The organism is Asaccharospora irregularis DSM 2635 (assembly GCF_900129815.1).
GTDB classification, from domain to species: Bacteria; Bacillota; Clostridia; order Peptostreptococcales; family Peptostreptococcaceae; genus Asaccharospora; species Asaccharospora irregularis.
The window spans coordinates 24711-44295 of sequence record NZ_FQWX01000013.1 but is presented as its reverse complement, the minus strand read 5'-3'; the positions used below and the strand labels follow the sequence as shown (position 1 = coordinate 44295).

The 19585-nt window shown below is 29.7% G+C and carries 15 protein-coding genes and 1 tRNA gene; 15 read left to right on the top strand and 1 reads right to left on the bottom strand.

The window, feature by feature from the left end; genetic code table 11:
• The first annotated feature begins 44 nt into the window (after positions 1–44).
• The 4 genes from BUB34_RS07010 (at position 45) to BUB34_RS06995 (ending at position 7135) form a co-directional block, all read left to right on the top strand.
• Positions 45–2126: an efflux RND transporter permease subunit gene (locus BUB34_RS07010; RefSeq protein WP_073125881.1), complete on the top strand. Its 2082-nt coding sequence runs from the start codon at positions 45–47 to the stop codon at positions 2124–2126.
• 30 nt (positions 2127–2156) lie between these two features.
• Positions 2157–4103, top strand: coding sequence for a hypothetical protein (locus BUB34_RS07005; RefSeq protein WP_073125879.1), 1947 nt, complete (start codon positions 2157–2159; stop codon positions 4101–4103).
• A 246-nt stretch (positions 4104–4349) separates the two neighbouring features.
• Positions 4350–5477, top strand: coding sequence for an SPASM domain-containing protein (locus tag BUB34_RS07000; protein WP_073125877.1), 1128 nt, complete (start codon positions 4350–4352; stop codon positions 5475–5477).
• 353 nt (positions 5478–5830) lie between these two features.
• Positions 5831–7135, top strand: coding sequence for an MATE family efflux transporter (locus tag BUB34_RS06995; protein WP_073125876.1), 1305 nt, complete (start codon positions 5831–5833; stop codon positions 7133–7135).
• 69 nt (positions 7136–7204) lie between these two features.
• On the opposite strand, the gene BUB34_RS06990 is transcribed toward BUB34_RS06995, so the two are convergent.
• Positions 7205–7290 (bottom strand) — tRNA-Leu (locus BUB34_RS06990).
• Positions 7291–7550: 260 nt separating this feature from the next.
• On the opposite strand from BUB34_RS06990, the gene polA reads away from it, so the two are divergent.
• From polA to rsxC, 11 genes are all read left to right on the top strand, one after another.
• Positions 7551–10199 carry a DNA polymerase I gene (gene polA / locus BUB34_RS06985; RefSeq protein ID WP_073125874.1) on the top strand — a complete coding sequence of 883 codons (2649 nt, stop codon included), beginning with the start codon at positions 7551–7553 and terminating at the stop codon, positions 10197–10199.
• Positions 10200–10207: 8 nt separating this feature from the next.
• Positions 10208–10810 (top strand): dephospho-CoA kinase, encoded by a 603-nt coding sequence (gene coaE / locus BUB34_RS06980; RefSeq protein ID WP_073125872.1) that lies wholly within the window; start codon positions 10208–10210, stop codon positions 10808–10810.
• On the top strand, positions 10803–11351 hold the full coding sequence (locus BUB34_RS06975) for a lytic transglycosylase domain-containing protein (RefSeq protein ID WP_073125870.1): 549 nt from the start codon (positions 10803–10805) through the stop codon (positions 11349–11351). The genes coaE and BUB34_RS06975 overlap by 8 nt, the downstream gene beginning before the upstream one ends.
• 4 nt (positions 11352–11355) lie before the next feature.
• Complete coding sequence (locus BUB34_RS06970) at positions 11356–13065, top strand: ABC transporter substrate-binding protein (protein ID WP_073125868.1); 1710 nt, start codon at positions 11356–11358, stop codon at positions 13063–13065.
• Positions 13066–13097: 32 nt separating this feature from the next.
• Complete coding sequence (locus tag BUB34_RS06965) at positions 13098–13310, top strand: heavy-metal-associated domain-containing protein (RefSeq protein WP_073125866.1); 213 nt, start codon at positions 13098–13100, stop codon at positions 13308–13310.
• Positions 13311–13691: 381 nt separating this feature from the next.
• Positions 13692–14300, top strand: coding sequence for a hypothetical protein (locus BUB34_RS06960; RefSeq protein ID WP_073125864.1), 609 nt, complete (start codon positions 13692–13694; stop codon positions 14298–14300).
• Between the two features lie 103 nt (positions 14301–14403).
• Positions 14404–15159, top strand: a complete 756-nt coding sequence (locus BUB34_RS06955) for an endonuclease/exonuclease/phosphatase family protein (RefSeq protein ID WP_330392760.1) — start codon at positions 14404–14406, stop codon at positions 15157–15159.
• A gap of 35 nt (positions 15160–15194) precedes the next feature.
• Positions 15195–15572 carry a VOC family protein gene (locus BUB34_RS06950; RefSeq protein ID WP_073125860.1) on the top strand — a complete coding sequence of 126 codons (378 nt, stop codon included), beginning with the start codon at positions 15195–15197 and terminating at the stop codon, positions 15570–15572.
• 200 nt (positions 15573–15772) lie between these two features.
• A complete protein-coding gene (locus BUB34_RS06945; RefSeq protein ID WP_073125859.1) occupies positions 15773–16996 on the top strand; it encodes a C40 family peptidase in 1224 nt (407 codons plus the stop codon).
• A gap of 134 nt (positions 16997–17130) precedes the next feature.
• The gene (locus tag BUB34_RS06940; protein ID WP_073125857.1) at positions 17131–18075 is read left to right on the top strand and encodes a hypothetical protein; all 945 of its coding nucleotides are present in this window, start codon (positions 17131–17133) and stop codon (positions 18073–18075) included.
• Positions 18076–18244: 169 nt separating this feature from the next.
• Positions 18245–19582 (top strand): electron transport complex subunit RsxC, encoded by a 1338-nt coding sequence (rsxC, locus tag BUB34_RS06935; RefSeq protein WP_073125855.1) that lies wholly within the window; start codon positions 18245–18247, stop codon positions 19580–19582.
• The last annotated feature ends 3 nt before the right edge of the window (positions 19583–19585 follow it).

The window sequence follows — 19585 nt, the reverse complement described above, 5'->3', positions numbered from 1 at the left end:
TATAATTTTAATTGGGCACGCCTAATTATATTGGAGGGATAATTATGAAGAAATTAGCTAGGAGTATAGCAAATCATAGCAAACTTATATTGATGATATCACTTATATTATTGCTTCCATCTGTTTATGGATTCATAAAAACAGATATAAACTATGATTTGCTAAGTTATTTACCGGACGATATCTCTACAACTAAGGCAGAAGCAATTCTAAAAAAAGATTTTGATTGTGGATCTTTAGCAATGCTTATAGTAGAGAATATGGAAGATAAGGATGTAGTAAAATTAAAAGAAAAAGTAGCAAAGGTAGATGGGGTAAAAGATGTTATGTGGGTAGATGACATAGCAGATTTATCTGTGCCCAAAGAAGTACTACCAGCGGATATTAGTAAGTTACTTTATAGAGAAAATTCAACTATGATGATCGTCAAGTTGGAAAAAGGTACAGCTGATATAAAAACTCAAAATGCTGTTGGAGACATAAGAGACTTATGTGGCAAGCAAGCATTTTTAAGTGGGATGTCAGGAATAGTAAAAGATACTAAAGATGTTGCAGATAAGGAAACACCACTTTATGTTTTAATTGCAGGAATTTTAACTATTATAATTTTATCGTTGACAATAGAGGATACTGCTGTTCCAATAATATTTTTAACTAGTATAGCAATGTCAATACTATACAACTTTGGTACAAATATAATATTTGGAGAGATATCCTATATTACAAAAGCACTTTGTGCAGTGCTTCAACTTGGAGTAACAATGGACTATTCAATATTTTTACTCCATAGATATGATGAGGAATTAGAATATACAGATGATAGAATAAGTGCGATGACTGAGGCGATATCAAATACAATCACAGCAGTATTTGGTAGTTCAACAACTACAGTAGCGGGATTTTTAGCTCTTTGCGTAATGCAGTTAGGATTAGGTAAAGATATAGGTTTAGTAATGGCGAAAGGTGTTCTTATAGGGGTTATAAGTACAGTTACAGTACTTCCGTCATTTATTCTCATGTTTGATAAGCAAATTCATAAATACAAACACAAAATTTTACTTCCTACTTTTGAAGGTACATCTAAGTGGATAGTTAGAAATTATAAAAAAATAGCTGTGGCATTTGTTATTTTATTTATACCAGCATTTATAGGGAGTCAAAAAGCAAAAGTTTACTACAACTTAGATGAAACTTTGCCTAAAGATTTGCCATCAATTGTTGCTACTAATAAATTAAAAAATGATTACGATATGAATAGTACAAATATAATTCTAATTAGAGATTCAATAGATGCATACAAGGTAGACCAAATGGTTGAAGAACTTGAAAATTTAGAAGGAATAAATTCAGTAATAGCTATAGAAAAATACCTAGGACCTGGGTTTATACAGGATATAGTTCCAGATGATTTATTAGGAAAACTAAAATCCGGTGGGTATGAACAAATAATGGTAAATTCAGAGTACAAAGCAGCTAGTGATGAGTGTGGAGTACAACTTGAAAAAATGAATCAAATAGTAAAAAAATATGATAAAGAAGGACTTATAGGAGGAGAAGCACCTCTTACAGATGATTTAATAAAAATAGCTGATAAGGACTTTAGAAACGTGAGTATAGCATCTATATTAGCCATATTTGTAATAATAGCTATTATATTTAAGTCAGTTTCTCTACCTATTATATTGGTGTTAGCTATTGAAGCTGCTATATTCACAAATCTAGGTATACCATACTATACAGGTACAGTTGAACCTTTTATAGCGTCAATAGTTCTTGGAACTATACAGCTTGGAGCAACTGTTGACTATGCAATACTTTTAACGTCTAGATTTAAAGAAGAGTTAAACAAAGGATATGATAAATTTACAGCTATGGAAATATCAATAAAGAATTGCTCTAGATCTATAGTTACAAGTGGATTATCATTCTTTGGGTCAACTATAGGGGTAGGAATTATATCTAAACTAGAAATGATAGGAGCCTTATGTAGTTTAATGGCTAGAGGGGCAATAATCAGTATGTTTATAATTTTATTTATGCTACCAGCTATATTGCTAGTATTTGAAGGGGTTATAGTCAAAACAAGCAAAGATTTTGGAGGAAGTAAGCCCACTATTGAAGCATAAAAATGGTTGTAATTAGAGGAGGTTATTAAAATGGATAAAAAAATTAAAAATAGATCAGCTGCATTATTTACAGCTATGATAATAGCAAGCAATGGAACATTTGTATTTGCCAATGATATTGAAAAGGATGAAACTGTTTATACAATACTAGATAGTAATGGGAAGGTAAACAAGAATATAGTTTCTACTTGGATAAAATCTGATTCTAAACTTGGAAAGTTTTCAGATACAAGTAGCCTAACAAATATAAAAAACTTAAAGGGAGATGAAAAGCCTGTTATAGATGGAAATAAGATTACTTGGGATGTAGACAAAGAAGATTTATACTATAGAGGAGAAACAAACAAACAATTACCTATAAGTGTAGATATAAAATACGAACTAGATGGTAAAATTGTAAACCCAGAAGAAATAGAAGGTAAATCTGGAGATGTAAAAATAACTATAAAATTAAATAACAACGAAAGTAGAGCTGTAGATATAAACGGAGAGTACAGAACTATTTATGTACCATTTTTAACTGCTACAGAAGTAGTTATGCCAAGAGAAAACTTTAAAAACATAAAATCTAATGAAGGTAAAATATTAGATGATGGTAAAAACTCCAGTATAACATTTGCATCTTTACCAGGACTTAAGGAATCTTTAAATATAGGAAGTGACTTAATAGATATTCTTAACTTAAAGGACACATTAGTTATAGAAGGAAAAGCAACTAATTTTAAAATGCCAAATATAATGGTAGCTGCAAGCCCAGAAGTAGGGGAAATAGATAAATTAGATAAAGATAGTTCTTTTGGGGATTTGAAAAAATCAATAGATGATCTACAAAAGGGAGCAGATGCTCTATTAGACGGGACAGAAAAACTAAGCAAAGGTACTTCAGAATTAAATGAAAAATATAAGTTATTCAATAATGGAGTAAAAACACTAGATTCAGGAGTTGGTCAATTAAGCCAAGGCATAGACAAACTAGGAAGCAGTGCACCACTTTTAAGCAAGGGAGCTAGCGATTTAAGCAATGGATTAAATCAATTAAGTACATCTCAAGATAAATTCACTGCTGGAGTAGCACAATATATAGGAAGTGCAAAAAAATTATATGGAGCATATGAAGGAATAGATAAAGGAATAGAAAGTGCAGCTGCCGGTTCAGCTCAATTAAAAGATGGATTTAATCAAGGGACAGAAGGATTAGATAGATTAATAAAATCTACTGATAATGTAAGTCAAGTAGCTGGTGGACTTGATGAAATATCTAGTCAGGTTGCAGCAGAAAATCCAGAATTAGCAGCCAAACTAAAAGGGTTAAGTGGAAACTTAAATTCTATATCATCACAACAAAGGGCAGGATTAGAAAGCGTAAAGTCTGGATTAGGTAGTGCTAAGGCTGGCGTATCATCATTAAATGACGGTTTGGCGAAATTAGACCAAGGTTCAAGTTCATTCTATGAAAACTTTAAAAAGTTTAATGAGGCAGGAACAACTTTGGCAGACAGTTCAAGTAAATTAAAATCTGCAACAGATACAATTTATACAGGAAGTAAGGATTTAGCAAATGGAAATAAACAATTGGAAGCTGGAAGTCAAGAACTCCTAAAAGGAGGAAAAACTTTAAAATCTGGGAGTTCAGAACTTAGTTCAAACTCAGATAAAATACTATCAGCTACAGAACAACTAAAAGAAGGATCTAATAAGCTTTATGAGGGAACTAAAAAGATGGAAAATGAAGTTCTAAATAAGATGCTTGGAAGTAAAAATATATCAGAAATAGAGGGAGCATTAGAGGCTAAAGACAAAATAATCGAAGCTTCTAAAGACTACAACAACTTCTCTGGTATAAGTGAAGAAATGCAAGGAAATGTAAAATTTATAATGAGAACAAAACATGAAGAAAAAGAAGAAACTAAAAAGAAAGTAGAAAAAGTTGAAGAAGATAAGGGAATAATAGACTGGATTAAGAATTTAGTAAAATAGGCATAAATATATATAAACATTATCTAGCTATATAATTTTCTTGAAATAAGCCTTGCTAAATGATACTCTAGTCATAAGGTATTTAAAAAACATGACAAATTATGTAATATATACACTAAAAAGGAATTATACCTATTTTTAATCGGTATAATTTCCTTGTATATATTAATAAATTTCCATATGAAAATAATACTACTAAGGGATCGCAGACTTGATTTTTATAAATTGAAAAATGGAGGTATGGGCGTGACAGAGTTAGAGGCTTATAATCATTTTTATGAGTTAATAAAAGACAAATATCCAAAGCTCAGAGAAGGAGTAAGGGTACATATTTGGCCAGAAAAAAATATTATAATAAGCACAGACTATAATTCGGACGAGATAAAGAGAAGTATAAGTTTTTTAGATACGGAAGAATTAATAATGCTAGCTGAATGTGATGGACGCAATACGAGCGAGGAAATATTAGAAAAATTGTGTGGTATGTACATAAATGTCCCTAAAATAAGATTAAAAGTTATGGAGTTCTTTAGATTATACCAGGACAAATACTTTGTATTTGAAGAGCAAAAACAAAACATAGTTAGTGTTTTTGAAATAACTGGTAGCAAGGGATTTTTTATACCTATATATTACATACTAGAAATAAATTTAGATGACACTGTTATCAGGCTGGATAAGTTATTAAGCATACTAAAGAGTATGTATGAACATGGGTGCAGATTTATAGAGATTTTAGGAGATGGTATTTTAAGTGATAAAAGCTCTAAGGAAATACTCAGCTATATTTTTAAATACTATGATTTAGTTTTTATTAAGATGAACGACTTTATTGCAAGTAGAAGTATAATGAACCTCATACAAGCTAATAGGGAAAAGGTTATCTTTGGGTTGAATACATATGATGAAAATAAATTTTTAAGGCTAAAAAAGGAAATTAACAAGATAGATTTACTAAAAAAAGGGTATGAGGTTGTTGAACATAGTGGTGAAAAAATCGTAAGTATGGGGGAAGTTATAAATAGAAAAACTGGTATATCATGCAATCAGAAAGATTTAATGTTGACTGAGATGTATATTAAATCTGATGGTAGAGTAAAACTAGTAAAATTGCCAAACTATGATTTTTTATTAGGCAATATTTTAAGGGAACCTATGGAGAGTATACTTAGGTGTAGAGAAGAACTAATAAGGTTATTGATGAAAATAAAAAGTGCAAATAAAGATATATGTAAAGATTGTGAAAATGTATCTAGTTGTGTGACTTATATTGATTCGATATGGTTTAATATTAAAAGTGACAGCTATTGTGAATGGGCTTTAAGTAATAATATAGAAAAATATATTAAGAAGATAGGCGAATTTATGATATAGATTTGGTCAATAATTCTAATGAGGTGGTTACTTTGTTAGAGTTATTAAATATATTTTTATATGATTTATTATTTAAACCTGTATTATTTTCACTCATTTGGTTGTTTAGAGAAGTTTCTATTAATATAAATAAAGAAAATATAAATAACAAATAGTATATAAAAGTATTTATATTGTATTAATAGGCACTCTCGAGGAGGGTGCTTTATTATTATAATAAATTACTTAGATATTTAAATAGTAGTCTAATTAGGATAATTAGTTTTAGTTAATAATAAAAAGGGAGATATATAGGTCATCTCATTATAAGTTTTAAATTTATAATGAGATGACCTATATAATACGGTAAAAAGATGACAAAAGAGTGCAAAGGAATAATTTCTAACTTAAATTATATAGCTATACCACTTATATTAAGTTCTATATCTGGAATTATTATGGGTATTATTGATCAAGCATTTGTAGGTCGGATTTCTATATATGCATATGCAGGGGTTGGGTTGGTTACCTCAAGTATAAATAGTTTGGTAGGGGTCTTAGGAGCTATGTCAATAGCATTTAATATATTGGGTTCACAATGTATTGGCAAGGACAATAGGGAAGAATTAAACGATAAGTTTACTATATATATTATTTTAAGTGTATTTATTGGTGCGGTTTTATCTATTCTTATAAATATATTTTGTAAAACAATCTTACAAACTTTGTTTGGGTTAAATGGACAAATTCTAAAAGAAGCAATTAATTTTATTAGAATTTATAGCATATCAATACTTTTAAATCTTATAATTTTCATCTATTCGACTGTATTTAAAATATTTAGAAAAACTGAGAATATTCTTATGGTAACTATTATTGCAAATATAATAAATGTTATATTAGATTATTCGCTTATATTTGGAAAGTTTGGATGCCCTAAAATGGGATCTATAGGAGCTGCTATAGGAACCATAATAGCATTGACTTTAAATTTAGCAATATATGTGTATATATCGCGTGATTTAGTTAAGATAAAGTTTGATATATCTAATTTAGCTATAAAAATAAAGGAAATACTAAACTTTTCAATATCTTTTATAGGTCAGGAATTTATGGAGGATATAGTTTTTGTAATAGGAATCAATGCAATTATATCTAGAATGGGAGTTTTGGAATTATCTACATATACGCTTATTCTTCAAATAATAAATGTTGTATTAATGCCAATGTTTGGATACTCAATGGCAAATTTATCCTTAGTCAGTGAGAGTTATGCTAGAGAAGATATGAAAAACTCATTAAATATAAGCAAGTATTCGTCTATAAATTTAGTGTTATTGTACTTTATCATGTTTGTTGCTATATTTGTTTTTAAAAATCATATACCTAGCATTATAACATCTGATAAGGAACTTATAGAATCAGCAAAAAAGTATATACCAGTTGGTATTTTGATACAGCTTCCTAATTACCTAATGTCTGTCTACAAATCCAGTATTCAAGCTATAAACTACCAAACTTGGGCATTGAAGGTCACATTTATAACAAATATACTTACTCTTATCATTATTTTGTTTGTAGGTAAGAGTTTGCATAGTGTTTACATGTTTGTTGGATTAAGTTATGTGCTTAATTATATCTTATTTTACTTAAAGTATATAAAGGAAGTAAAAGTTTAAATAAATCTATATATTTTTGCAAAATAAAAAGTTCTAATTAAATATTAGAACTTTTGTAATCTTTTTGGTTGGTGCCGGCGGTGGGACTCGAACCCACACGGCGTTTCCACCAACGGATTTTGAATCCGCATCGTCTGCCATTCCGACACGCCGGCTTATATGAAGTTGTACAAAACTAACTCACCTGTTAATTATAGCAAATAATTTTATAGATTGCAAGAATTTAAATTACCTTAATAAGAAAAAATATAGTTAATATCTCCAGTATAATCAAATTAAAACATTAGAAATATAATTATTTGAATTTATTTAACCTTAATATCCTATCAATATTATGGTAATATTAAATAATAACATATTTGTATATAATAACAGTTGCGTTATATGAAATACAGAAACTTTAGGAGTGATAAATTTGGATAAAAAATTAGTAATAATAGATGGAAACTCGATAATAAATAGAGCCTTTTATGCTTTGCCGGAAATGAACAACAAAGAGGGTTTAAAAACTAATGCTATTTATGGATTTACAACAATGCTATTTAAAATAATAGATACATATAAGCCTACACATATAAGTGTTGCGTTTGATAGAAAGGCACCTACTTTTAGGCACTTAGAGTATGAAGAATATAAAGCGGGAAGAAAGAAGATGCCAGATGAACTTAGGGTACAGTTTGAACCATTAAAAGAGTTATTAGATAAGTTCAATATAAATAGATTAGAGATAGACGGATATGAAGCTGATGATATAATAGGTACGGTTTCAAAGAAGGGTGAGGAGAACGGATATAAAGTTTATATAGTAACGGGAGATAAGGATGCTATACAACTTGCATCTGATAAAACTACTACTTTAATTACTAAAAAGGGCATAGGAGAAGTAGAGGAATATAACTTTGATTCTGTAATGGAAAAATATGAGATGACACCTACTCAATTCATAGATTTAAAGGGCCTTATGGGAGATAAGTCAGATAATATACCAGGAGTTCCAGGAGTAGGAGAAAAGACTGGGATAAAGCTTATAAAGGAGTTTTCAAGCATAGAAAACTTAGTTGAGAATGTGGATCAGCTTAAAGGAAGTGTAAAAAAGAAGATCGAAGAAAATAAAGAACTAGCTATAATGAGCAAAAGACTGGCAACAATCATAAGAGATGTTCCTATTGAGATAAACTTAGATGATTTAGAATTTGGAGACTACAATAAGTCTGATGTGTTAGATATATTTAGATACTTTGGGTTTAACAGCTTACTATCTAGAGTTTTAGAATTAGATGGAGGGTTTGAGAGTGAAGAGGAAGAAATAAATATAAATATATTAGACTTAGAAAATATAGAAGAATTTAAAAATGAAATAAACAACAAAAAAGAACTGATATTAAAAACAGTTAGAAAGCAAGGGAATATACTTGAGAAAAATATAATAAATATATTTATGAGCTTGGATGGAGAGAACATATACTGTATAAATGAGGATGCAATAGAAAAGTTTAAAGATATATTTTCAAGTAATGATATTAAAAAATATGGTTATAATTTAAAGGATGATTACTTAGCCTTAAGACCATACGATATAAAATTAGAAAATATGCAGTTTGATATAGTTATAGCTGAATACTTAATAGACTCAACTTCTTCAACGTCTTATGAGTGCAGTGCTATTGCTATGAAGTACTTAACAAAAAAAGTCAAATCAGAAGAAGAGTTATTAGGCAAGGGTGTAAAAGCTAAAAAATATGAGAACCTAGATTCAGCGCAATTAAAAGATCATATTGGACAAATAATCAACACCGTCAAAAATGTTATGCCTATTATGGAAGAAACTCTAACTGATATGAACATGGATGAATTATTTCACAGTGTTGAAATGCCTTTGGTTGAAGTGTTAGGATCTATGGAGTATAGGGGTATAAAGGTAGATAAAGATAAATTAAATGAACTAGGCATTGAGTTTAGAAAAATCATATCTAGTTTAGAAAGTGAAATATACGAATTGTCAGGAGAAACATTTAATATAAATTCTCCAAAACAACTAGGTGTTATTTTGTTTGAAAAATTAGAACTGCCTGTTATAAAGAAGACTAAAACTGGGTATTCAACTAATGCGGATGTATTGGAAAAGTTAAAAGACAGTCATCCTATTATAGACAAAATAACTGAGTACAGACAAATTGTAAAATTAAACTCAACATATGTAGAAGGGCTTTTAAATATAATAAACCCTATAAGCAATAGGATACACTCTTCATTTAATCAAACGATAACTACTACAGGAAGAATATCTTCTACAGAACCTAACCTTCAAAATATACCTGTAAAAATGGAGATAGGTAGAAAAATAAGAAAGGTATTTATTTCTGATAATAAATGTAAGTTAGTTGATGCAGATTACTCACAAGTAGAACTTAGGGTTCTTGCACAAATGAGCCAAGATGAAAATATGATAGAGGCATTTAAACACAATGAAGATATCCATACAAAAACAGCCTCACAAGTATTTAATGTAAATATGGAAGAGGTAACTAGTCAACTTAGAGCTGCGGCAAAGGCTGTAAACTTTGGAATAATATATGGTAAGAGTGATTTTGGATTAGCGGATGATTTAAATATACCTCTTAAAAAGGCTAAGGAATATATAGAAAGTTACTTTGCAAAGTACAGTAAAATAAAAGGTTTTATGGATGAGACTATAGAAAAAGCTACAGAAAATGGATATGTGACTACTATACTAAACAGAAGAAGATATATACCAGAGATAAAATCTAGCAATTTTATGGAAAGAAATAGAGGAAAAAGATTTGCCATGAATGCACCTATACAAGGTAGTGCAGCTGACATTATAAAAATAGCCATGGTCAATGTTTACAAAAAATTAGAAGAGAAAAATTTAAAATCTAAACTTATACTCCAGGTACACGATGAGCTTATAGTTGAAGCTTTTGAGGATGAACTAGAAGAAGTTAAGCAAATAGTAAAAGATGAAATGGAAAATGCAGTTAAAATGGATATAAATTTAGATGTGGATTTAAACACAGGCAATTCTTGGTATGAAACAAAGTAGGTGATTTAGTGTTAATATTAGGTCTTACAGGAAATATAGGGTGCGGGAAAACCAGCATATCATCTATATTCAAGAAAAATAATATAGATATAATAGATGCTGATATAATATCTAGAGAGATATTTGAAGATCAGTGTTTGTTGGAAAAAGTATTCGAACACTTTGGTCCAAGTGTAAAAAATGATGACCAAACATTAAATAGAAAAGCTTTAGGAAAGATAGTTTTTAATGATAATAATAAACTTTTAGAACTAAATAATTTGACGCACCCAAAAATAAAGGAAAAAATACTATGCAAGATAGATGAAATAAAAAAGAAAAAAAAGAAAGTTGCAGTAATAGATGCCGCCTTGCTGGTGGAGGGTGGCTATCTGGAAATAGTAGATAAGTTATTGGTGGTTACATGTAAACAAGAGGTACAAATCAAGAGAATACAACATAGGGATAACTGTACTATAGATGAGGCAATTCGAAAAATTAGATCACAAATGCCTCAAGATGAAAAGTCCAGATATGCGGATTATATAATAGATAATTCTGGAACAATAGACGAGTTGACCAAAATAGTATTAAAATTTATAGATTATATGAAGGAGAACTGGTGTGGGTAAGAAAATAGTGTTAATTTTATCTATTCTTGCGATTTTAATTGGGGCTTCATTGATGGAAAGTAAAACTATACATAAACTTATTTACCCAAAACAATACTCTGAATATGTAGAAAAGTATGCTGAAGAATTCGATTTAGATGAGAATTTAGTATATAGCGTTATAAAAGCAGAGAGCAAATTTAATGAAAAAGCAATATCTCATAAGGGTGCAAAAGGATTAATGCAGGTTAGTGATATTACCAGAGATTGGGCAATTGAAGAGCTTGAATTAGAGGAAGTAGATATTTTTGATCCGGAAACCAATATAAAGATTGGTTGTTGGTATTTAAATAAATTGTATAAAGAGTTTGGAAAGCTAGACCTAGTTATAGCGGCGTATAACGGGGGCTCAGGTAATGTTAGAAAATGGCTTGAAAACAACGACTATAGCGAGGACGGGGAAAAACTACATAATATACCTTTCCAGGAAACATCGACTTACTTGGAAAAGGTGAAAAATAATTACAAAAATTATAAAGAGATATATGTAGGGAAGGAATAAACAAATGAAAAGGATAAAAGTTTTAAGCATAATTTTAACTATAGCTATTATGGTAGTAGGTTGTAATCCAAATGGAGGTAAAGATACCTCAAATAAAGAAAGTAAAAGTGCTATTAATTCGGAATACATAAACCTAACTATGGTAAAACCGAAGACTATAAATCCTATAACAAATAAGGATAAATCAGTATCGTATATAACAAATTTAATATATGATGGATTGTTTACAATAGATGAGAACTACAATGTAGTTCCTCAACTTGTAGATCAGTATACTCTTTTGCAAGGTGGAAGAGGTATTAGAATAAAATTAAAAGATGCTAAATGGCATGATGAAGGTAAGGTTACTTCTGATGATGTAAGGTTTACTGTTGATTTTATAAAGAAAACAGGGGACAGCCCTTATAATAAGCTTGTAGAGAATATAGCGTCTGTTGATACAACTTCATCAGATGAACTCACTATAAACTTTAAAAATGCTTATGCGTTTTCTATAGAAAAATTAATATTTCCAATAGTATCACAAGATAAAATAGGAAAATCAGACAAGAAAGACATTGATAATAACAATAATAATTTAATTGGAAATGGACCTTATAAAGTAGAAAAGTATCAGGAAAGAGAAGGAATAACGTTAGTTGCAAATAAAGAATACTATGATGAATTGCCAGAGGATATAAGAAATATAAAGGTAAGTATAGTTCCTGACTATGATGCGCAAATTTCTATGGTTATGTCACTAGACAGTGATATGACTAATATATCTTTAGGGGACTTAAGTAAATTCCAAGAAAAAGAATTTAATATAACTAACTACGAAGGTCGAGATTTTGAATATATCATGTTGAATTACAACAACAAGTTTTTTAATAACTTGGACTTTAGAAAGGCTATAGCCCATGCTATAAATAGGGAAAACATAATACAAGAGGGATATATGGGCGATGCAACATTGGTTAATTTCCCACTAAACTCAAAGTCTAAGTACTACAATAAGGACATAAAATCATTAGCCTATGACAAGGAAAAAGCTATTAGTTATTTAGAAAAGGTTGATTTAGCAGATAATGTAAAGATTCAAAATGAAAATACTAAAACTAAGAATACAAAAAATATAAAGAATACCAAGAATACCGAAAACACTAAGAATAAAGATCAAAATAATAAGAAGTCATTAAAGAAAAATGATCCTAATTTAAAACGTGAAGCTGATAGTAAATTACAGACAAAAAAAGAAATAAAAGATTTGAATTTAAAAATAATAGTAAACAAGGACAATGGAGAGAGGGTAAAAACTGCCAATATAATAAGCGATAATTTAAAGGCTATAGGAATTAAATCTACTATTGAACAGTTAACTCCTGAGGAAATTCAATCAGCACTTGCAGGAAATGACTATGATTTAGCCTTATTAGGTTGGGAATTATCTATTACTCCTGATCCTGTTGAAATAATACAATCTAGTGGATATAGTGATGAAAAACTAAATAATTATATTTCATCGCTACTAAATTCAACATCTCAGGAACAGACTAAGTCTGTTTATAAGGCCTTACAAAAACACGTTGTAGATAATGTGGCATTTATAAGCTTAGGTATTAGAGACGAATATATTGTTAACAATAGACGTATAGAAGGGGAGTTATCTCCTAATAGTTTTGATGTATATGAAGGTATTTCAAATATAAGTATAAAAGAGTATAATACAAATTAAATATTAGGTATTGTTTATAAGGAGGTCTTTATATGAAAAAGAAGTTATTAATAGATGGTATGAGTTGTTCTCATTGTGTAAATCACTTAAAAACAGCATTTACAGAGGATATTGAAGGTGTAGAGGTATTAGAGGTTAGCTTAGAAGGGAATTTTGCAATTGTAGATATTCAAGACGGTATATCAGACATTGCAATAAAAGAAGTTATTGAAGATTTAGGGTTTGAATTAAAAGGAATAGAATAGAAGATAAACAAAAAGTACCGAAAATAATTAATAATTATTTTCGGTACTTTTTTTATGATTCATAGGAAATTATATTCTTACTTAAGATATAAAAAAAGACTTCTATTGGGGGAATAATAGAAGTCTAAATGGGGGAGATTGAGTATGTTTGATTTTACATTAATAGTATGTCCACGCTCAACCAAATATATACATTAAAATGAAAATAAATTTGATTATAAATTATAGGAAATTATATAGATAAAATAAAAAAGAGTATAATTTCCTATAATTTATAAAAATATTTAATGTATATAGATTATATTATGAAAATAGTCCAAGAAGTGAACTCACATTATGAAAAAATTTTGAATATAATATAGTATCTAAGGGGGGAGTATCATGGAATCTAGAGGGTATAAAGAAGATTTAAGAGAAATGATACTTGATATGGCCTACAAAGAACTTGAAAATTATGTATCCAAAAAAGGCGCACAAAAATACTTTGAAGGAAATGTTGATAAGATAATAAGTGAAAATATAAAAAAAGTAAATCAAGGTATAGATACATCTAGGGTATACTCAAGTGTCCTAAAAAGAGGATCATATCAGGAAAATATATCTTCAATAGGTAGGATTATAAAAAAAGAAGAATTATTTAAATCAAAAAATGAATTGATTAAGTTTGCAAGATATTTAGGAATAAAACTAAATGGAAGAAGTTCTTATAATCAAGTATTAAGAAAGATATCTAATCATATATATTTAAATAGATCTTTATATTCTAAAAAGTATTTTAAATATAAAAGAGGGGAATCTGAGTATATTTTAGAACCTGAAAAAATAAAGGAGCAACTAGTTGAAAGTTATAAGTCTAAGACTAGAGATGATATGAAATCGATAGCCAAACTACTGGATATCAAGGTTGATGATGAATATACAGCAGAGGAGATCCGAAAGAAGGTAATAAATCATATAATAAAAGAAAAGATTACAAAAAAAGGTAAATAGTAAATTTTGAGACGCTTATTTAATGGCGTCTTTAATTTTCGTATATGTATTTATATAAACTAGCATATACTATAAAAGAAATTGTATAAGGAGATGATGATTTATAAATGCTAGAAAAATATTTATAGTATTTTTATCGATAATCATAATTGCATTAGCATTTCTTATAGAGAATAATTTTCTTTTCAAAAAAAAAGAAGTTAAAATAATTAGTTATAATATACATAGTGGTGTAAATAAGGATATGTTTCCGACACTTTTTGATATAATTGATTTTCTAAGGGTATCAAAAGCAGATATAATATGTTTGCAAGAGGTAAATGAATCTGCAAAAGTTGGATTTCAAGTTAGTAGTTTGAAAGAGGAACTAGGAATGTATTCTCACTTTGGAGCTAATGTTGTAGATTTGGGTTTAAACTATGGACTTGTTACATATTCTAAGTACCCCATAAAAAGTGAAAAACACATATATTTAAGTAGCGATAGAGAACAAAGAGGAATACTACACACAGTGGTAAATATCGAGGGTCGAAACTTAAATATAATAAATGTCCATTTAGGGCTTGGGGAAGAAGAGAGAAAGGTGCAGGTCGAAGAATTAATATCTATTATCAAGTTATTAGGAAAAGAGCCGTATATAGTAGTTGGAGACTTTAATGAAGGAGATATAGATATTAATAAAAAAATTTTAAAAGATGTTGCTAAGGAGTTAGATAAATCAAACATACTTACATTCGCAACGGGGCTAGATAGGATAGACTATATTTTTGTATCTCCGAATATAGAAGTTCTAGATTATGAGGTATTAATAAAAAATATGTCGGATCATTATCCTATAATAGCAAAATTAAAAATATAAAATAGATATAAAAAGATAATCAGGAGGTATTAAAAATGAAATTTAATTTTGTGCACAATAACTTTAATGTAACTAACTTAGATAAGAGTTTAGAGTTTTACAGAGAATCCTTAGGACTTAAAGAAGTGGAACGTAAGGTTGCTGATGATGGTAGTTTTATACTAGTATATCTAGGAGATGGAATAACTTCTCACACTCTGGAATTGACATGGCTTAAAGATTGGGATAGACAGTATAATTTAGGGGACAACGAGTTTCACTTAGCATTAGAAGTAGATGACTTTGATGAGGCACACAAGCTTCACAAAGAACAAGGTTGTATATGTTTTGAAAATAAATCTATGGGAATTTATTTTATAGCTGATCCAGATAATTACTGGATTGAAATATTGCCAAAACAATTAGTCAAATAGAACTTTACAATTAGTAGGAAAATGATATATGATTAAATTAAATAATATTAATTGTAAATAAATGGAATTAATTTAGATTAATCCGATTTTTAACAAGATTAATTACATTAGTGGATTAAATTTAAAATGGAATTATTTAATAAAGTATATACGAAAAAGACAGCTATTTTTACAAAAGATAAGATTGGGGGATTAGGGCTATGAATAAGAAAACTATGGTAGCCATAGGGATTGGTGCTTTAGCAGTGTCATTAAATGCGGCAGAAGCTAATGCAATGGAAAAAGGAACAATATCAGCAAGTGCACTAAATATAAGAAGTGGTCCGAGTATCAAAAATAGTAAACTAGGCAAAGTATACAAGGGTCAGACTGTAGAAATTTTAGAAAAATCTCAAGGCTGGTATAAAGTAAAGGCATCCAATGGATTAGTAGGATGGGGAAGTTCAGAGTATATAAATATTGGTTCAAGTAATGAGAACAATTCTACTTGTGTCTCTACAGGTAATGCTAAGATAAAGGCGAGTGCATTAAATATAAGATTAGGTGCTGGAATTTCTCACGCTATAGTAGGCAAAGCTCTAAATGGAGAAACAGTTAGTTTGCTAGAAGAAAGCAATGGTTGGTATAAAGTTAAATTAAAAAATGGAATAACAGGATGGGCCAGTGGAAAATACATAGTAAAGGTAGACAAACAATCAACAGATAATACTGAAAGTCAGCAAACGGAAACTTTCCAAGATAAGAGAGGTAAGGTCATATCTAATTCAAGATTGAATGTAAGAAGTGGGCCAGGTATTAACTATCCTGTTCAATGTAGTATATCACCAGGAAGTGTGGTTGAGCTTAAGGAAAAGAGCAACTCATGGTATAAGGTTAAACTATCAAATGGGTTATCAGGATGGGCTACTGGAAGATATATATCTGAAACTACAGAGCCATTGACATCAAAAAACCAAAGTAGCCAAGAAAGTACTCCTTCTAAAAACCCAGTTGTAGATCAAAATAACACTAATAATAACAGTAACAACAATCCAACGGGGTCTGTAAATGGATCTGAAATTGTTAGTTATGCTTACACACTGATGGGTAAACCATATAAGTGGGGGGCATCTGGACCTGATATATTTGATTGCTCAGGGTTTACACAGTATGTATATAGAAATGCTGCAAATAAAAGTATACCGAGGGTATCTAGAGAACAAGCTAGAGCTGGCCAGTTGGTTGATAGAGGAAACTATAAGGCAGGAGATTTACTATATTTTGATACAAATGGTGATGGAGCAGTAAATCACGTTGGTATATATATAGGAGGCAATGAATTTATACATTGTAGCGGAACTATATCAAGACCGGATAAAGTAAAAATAACTAGTTTATCGTCAGCATATTGGTCTAAAGCTGTTTTAGGAGCTAGAAGATTTTAGATAAAAAAGGCAAGATTCTACTTAATTGTAGTCTTGCCTTTTATTTTTTATGAAAAGTATTTTCGTTTTTATCATAAAGGTACCCTTATATGAATAAATATTATTAATAATATAAATTTTTTGGGGGGAAACTAATGAATAGAAGAAGAAAAATATACAAAGGATTCAATAAGAGACGTAGAGTGAAAATAAATAGGTTTATTGTGGTTGGTATTTGTACTTGCATAATAGGGGGCTATACATATAACAAGATAAAGAATAGTAGTATAGTAGAGACCCTAAGCAATAAAGTATCCGCTATTAGTAGCATAAATCTTATGGATAAAATACCAATTATAAATAAATTTAAAGAAAAGGAAAAAAATAATAGTATTACTTATGAGGATATATCCAAAGAATTAGAAGAAATTGATGAAGGTAAAGAAAATGACAAAGAAGTTTCCAATGAAGTTAAACTAGGAGTAATAAATGGTTGGAATGTTTATACAATACAAGTTGCATCAATAGATAACCCTGTAGAAATAGAAAAGGTAAGGGAAAAGTTAGACACAAATAAAATTCCTTTTTCTATGTTGGAAAAAGACGGGGCAAAAAAAGTACAAACATATTCTTATTTTGATGAGAATATTACAAGAAATCATCTAGAACAAACTAAAAAAGTATTTCCAGATGCGTTTATAACTAAAATAGAGATTCCTACAATTTCTTTAGAGTATACAGAAAAATATGCATATGTAGAATCAGTATCTAAGGATTTAAATAATTTAGTAGCAAATTTCAAAGAAGAGTCACAATTATGGGCAAATGGTAGGGAAAATATGGATATGTCGAAATATAACATGATTTTAACAAAAAGAAAAGAAATCTTGCAGAAAATACAAAAAAATGCGAGTAAGATTGATTACAAAGAAATGAATAGTTTTAAAGAAAATTTATTGACATATACTAAGGAATTAGACGAAAAAATCCAAGTTTCGTCAAAAGCTGCCAATGAAGGTAAATACAACGAAAGTGAAAGTTTATTTTTATCTTGTATCCAGGGATATTTATTGTTTGTAAATTCAATTAAGGCAGTATAAAAAAGTTGTTTTTAAAACAACTTTTTCTGCTTTTATCTGTGGTAAAAAGTGTCAGAGATATTAGAAAATGCAGATATTTTTTTAACAATTGTTAAGCTTTTCTTGTATATATAGTATACTTAATATAGACTGAAAAAAATGTTTGATTTGTGTATAAGGGGGTAAGAAAATGAAACTCTTAACTTTCAAAGGAGGAATACATCCTCCATATAGAAAAGAGTACTCTAGCAGTAAGGCGATTGAAAAAGCTCAAGCTCCTAAGATAGTTTACATACCTCTTCAACAGCATATAGGTGCACCAGCAAAACCTATTGTTGAAGTTGGAGAAGAAGTAAAACTAGGGCAAAAAATAGGAGAATTACAAGGTTTTGTGTCTTGTAACGTTCATTCATCTGTATCAGGTAAAGTTATAGCAATAAAAGAACACGAGATTCCTGGTGGATCAGCTCAATGTGTAGTTATTGAAAATGACTTTAAAGAAGAGTTACATGAGAGCGTTAAGCCAAAGGGCGAACTAGAAGAACTAACTAAAGAACAAATAGTAGAAATAATAAAAGAAGCAGGGATAGTTGGTATGGGTGGAGCAACATTCCCAAATCATGTCAAAGTATCACCTCCGCCAAACAGTAAAGCAGAAGTGGTAATACTAAATGGAGCGGAATGTGAACCGTATCTAACAGCAGACCATAGATTAATGATAGAAAATCCAGAGGATGTTGTTTTTGGCTTAAGAGCATTAATGAAAGCTCTAGATGTAAAAAAAGGATTTATAGGAATTGAAGTAAACAAGCCAGACGCAATAGAGGCAATAAAAAATGTAGCAAAAGAATACAGTGATATAGAAGTTGTTAGTCTTGAAGTTAAGTATCCTCAAGGAGCAGAAAAACAACTTATATACGCATGCACAGGAAAAGAAGTGCCTTCAGGTGGTCTTCCAATAGCAGCAGGGGCAGTTGTTGACAACGTTGGAACAGCAGCTCAAATAGCAAAATCTATAAAGACAGGAATGCCTTTAGTAGAGAGAATAACTACTGTAACAGGAAGTTGTATAAAAGAACCTAAAAACTTAGTAACTAAAGTTGGTACGGTAGTTTCAGAAATAATAGAACAATGTGGTGGTTTTAAAGAAGACAAAAAAGTTGGTAAAGTTATAATGGGTGGACCTATGATGGGTATGGCTCAATATACTACAGATATTGTAACTAACAAAGGTTCTTCAGGTATACTGTGTTTAGATGATGAAGAATCACGTTTACCAAAACCACAAAGTTGTATAAGATGCGGTAAGTGTTTAACTGTCTGTCCAGCATTTTTACAGCCATTATATATAAGTGCACATTCATTAAAAAATGATTTTGAAAGTGCAGAAAAGTTTAACGCTATGGATTGTATAGAGTGTGGTTCTTGTTCATTTATATGTCCAGCAAGAAGACCGCTGCTTGAAAGTATAAGAAATGCAAAAAGAGAAATAGGAGCAAAAAGAAGAAAAGAAGCAGCTAAGAAATAATAT

What these genes read in the sequence shown, in the direction of transcription:
- BUB34_RS07010 (WP_073125881.1), top strand. Translation starts at nt 45, where the DNA reads ATGAAGAAATTAGCTAGGAGTATAGCAAATCATAGCAAACTTATATTG.
- BUB34_RS07005 (WP_073125879.1), top strand. Translation starts at nt 2,157, where the DNA reads ATGGATAAAAAAATTAAAAATAGATCAGCTGCATTATTTACAGCTATG.
- BUB34_RS06995 (WP_073125876.1), top strand. Translation starts at nt 5,831, where the DNA reads ATGACAAAAGAGTGCAAAGGAATAATTTCTAACTTAAATTATATAGCT.
- BUB34_RS06970 (WP_073125868.1), top strand. Translation starts at nt 11,356, where the DNA reads ATGAAAAGGATAAAAGTTTTAAGCATAATTTTAACTATAGCTATTATG.
- BUB34_RS06965 (WP_073125866.1), top strand. Translation starts at nt 13,098, where the DNA reads ATGAAAAAGAAGTTATTAATAGATGGTATGAGTTGTTCTCATTGTGTA.
- BUB34_RS06960 (WP_073125864.1), top strand. Translation starts at nt 13,692, where the DNA reads ATGGAATCTAGAGGGTATAAAGAAGATTTAAGAGAAATGATACTTGAT.
- BUB34_RS06950 (WP_073125860.1), top strand. Translation starts at nt 15,195, where the DNA reads ATGAAATTTAATTTTGTGCACAATAACTTTAATGTAACTAACTTAGAT.
- BUB34_RS06945 (WP_073125859.1), top strand. Translation starts at nt 15,773, where the DNA reads ATGAATAAGAAAACTATGGTAGCCATAGGGATTGGTGCTTTAGCAGTG.
- BUB34_RS06940 (WP_073125857.1), top strand. Translation starts at nt 17,131, where the DNA reads ATGAATAGAAGAAGAAAAATATACAAAGGATTCAATAAGAGACGTAGA.
- rsxC (WP_073125855.1), top strand. Translation starts at nt 18,245, where the DNA reads ATGAAACTCTTAACTTTCAAAGGAGGAATACATCCTCCATATAGAAAA.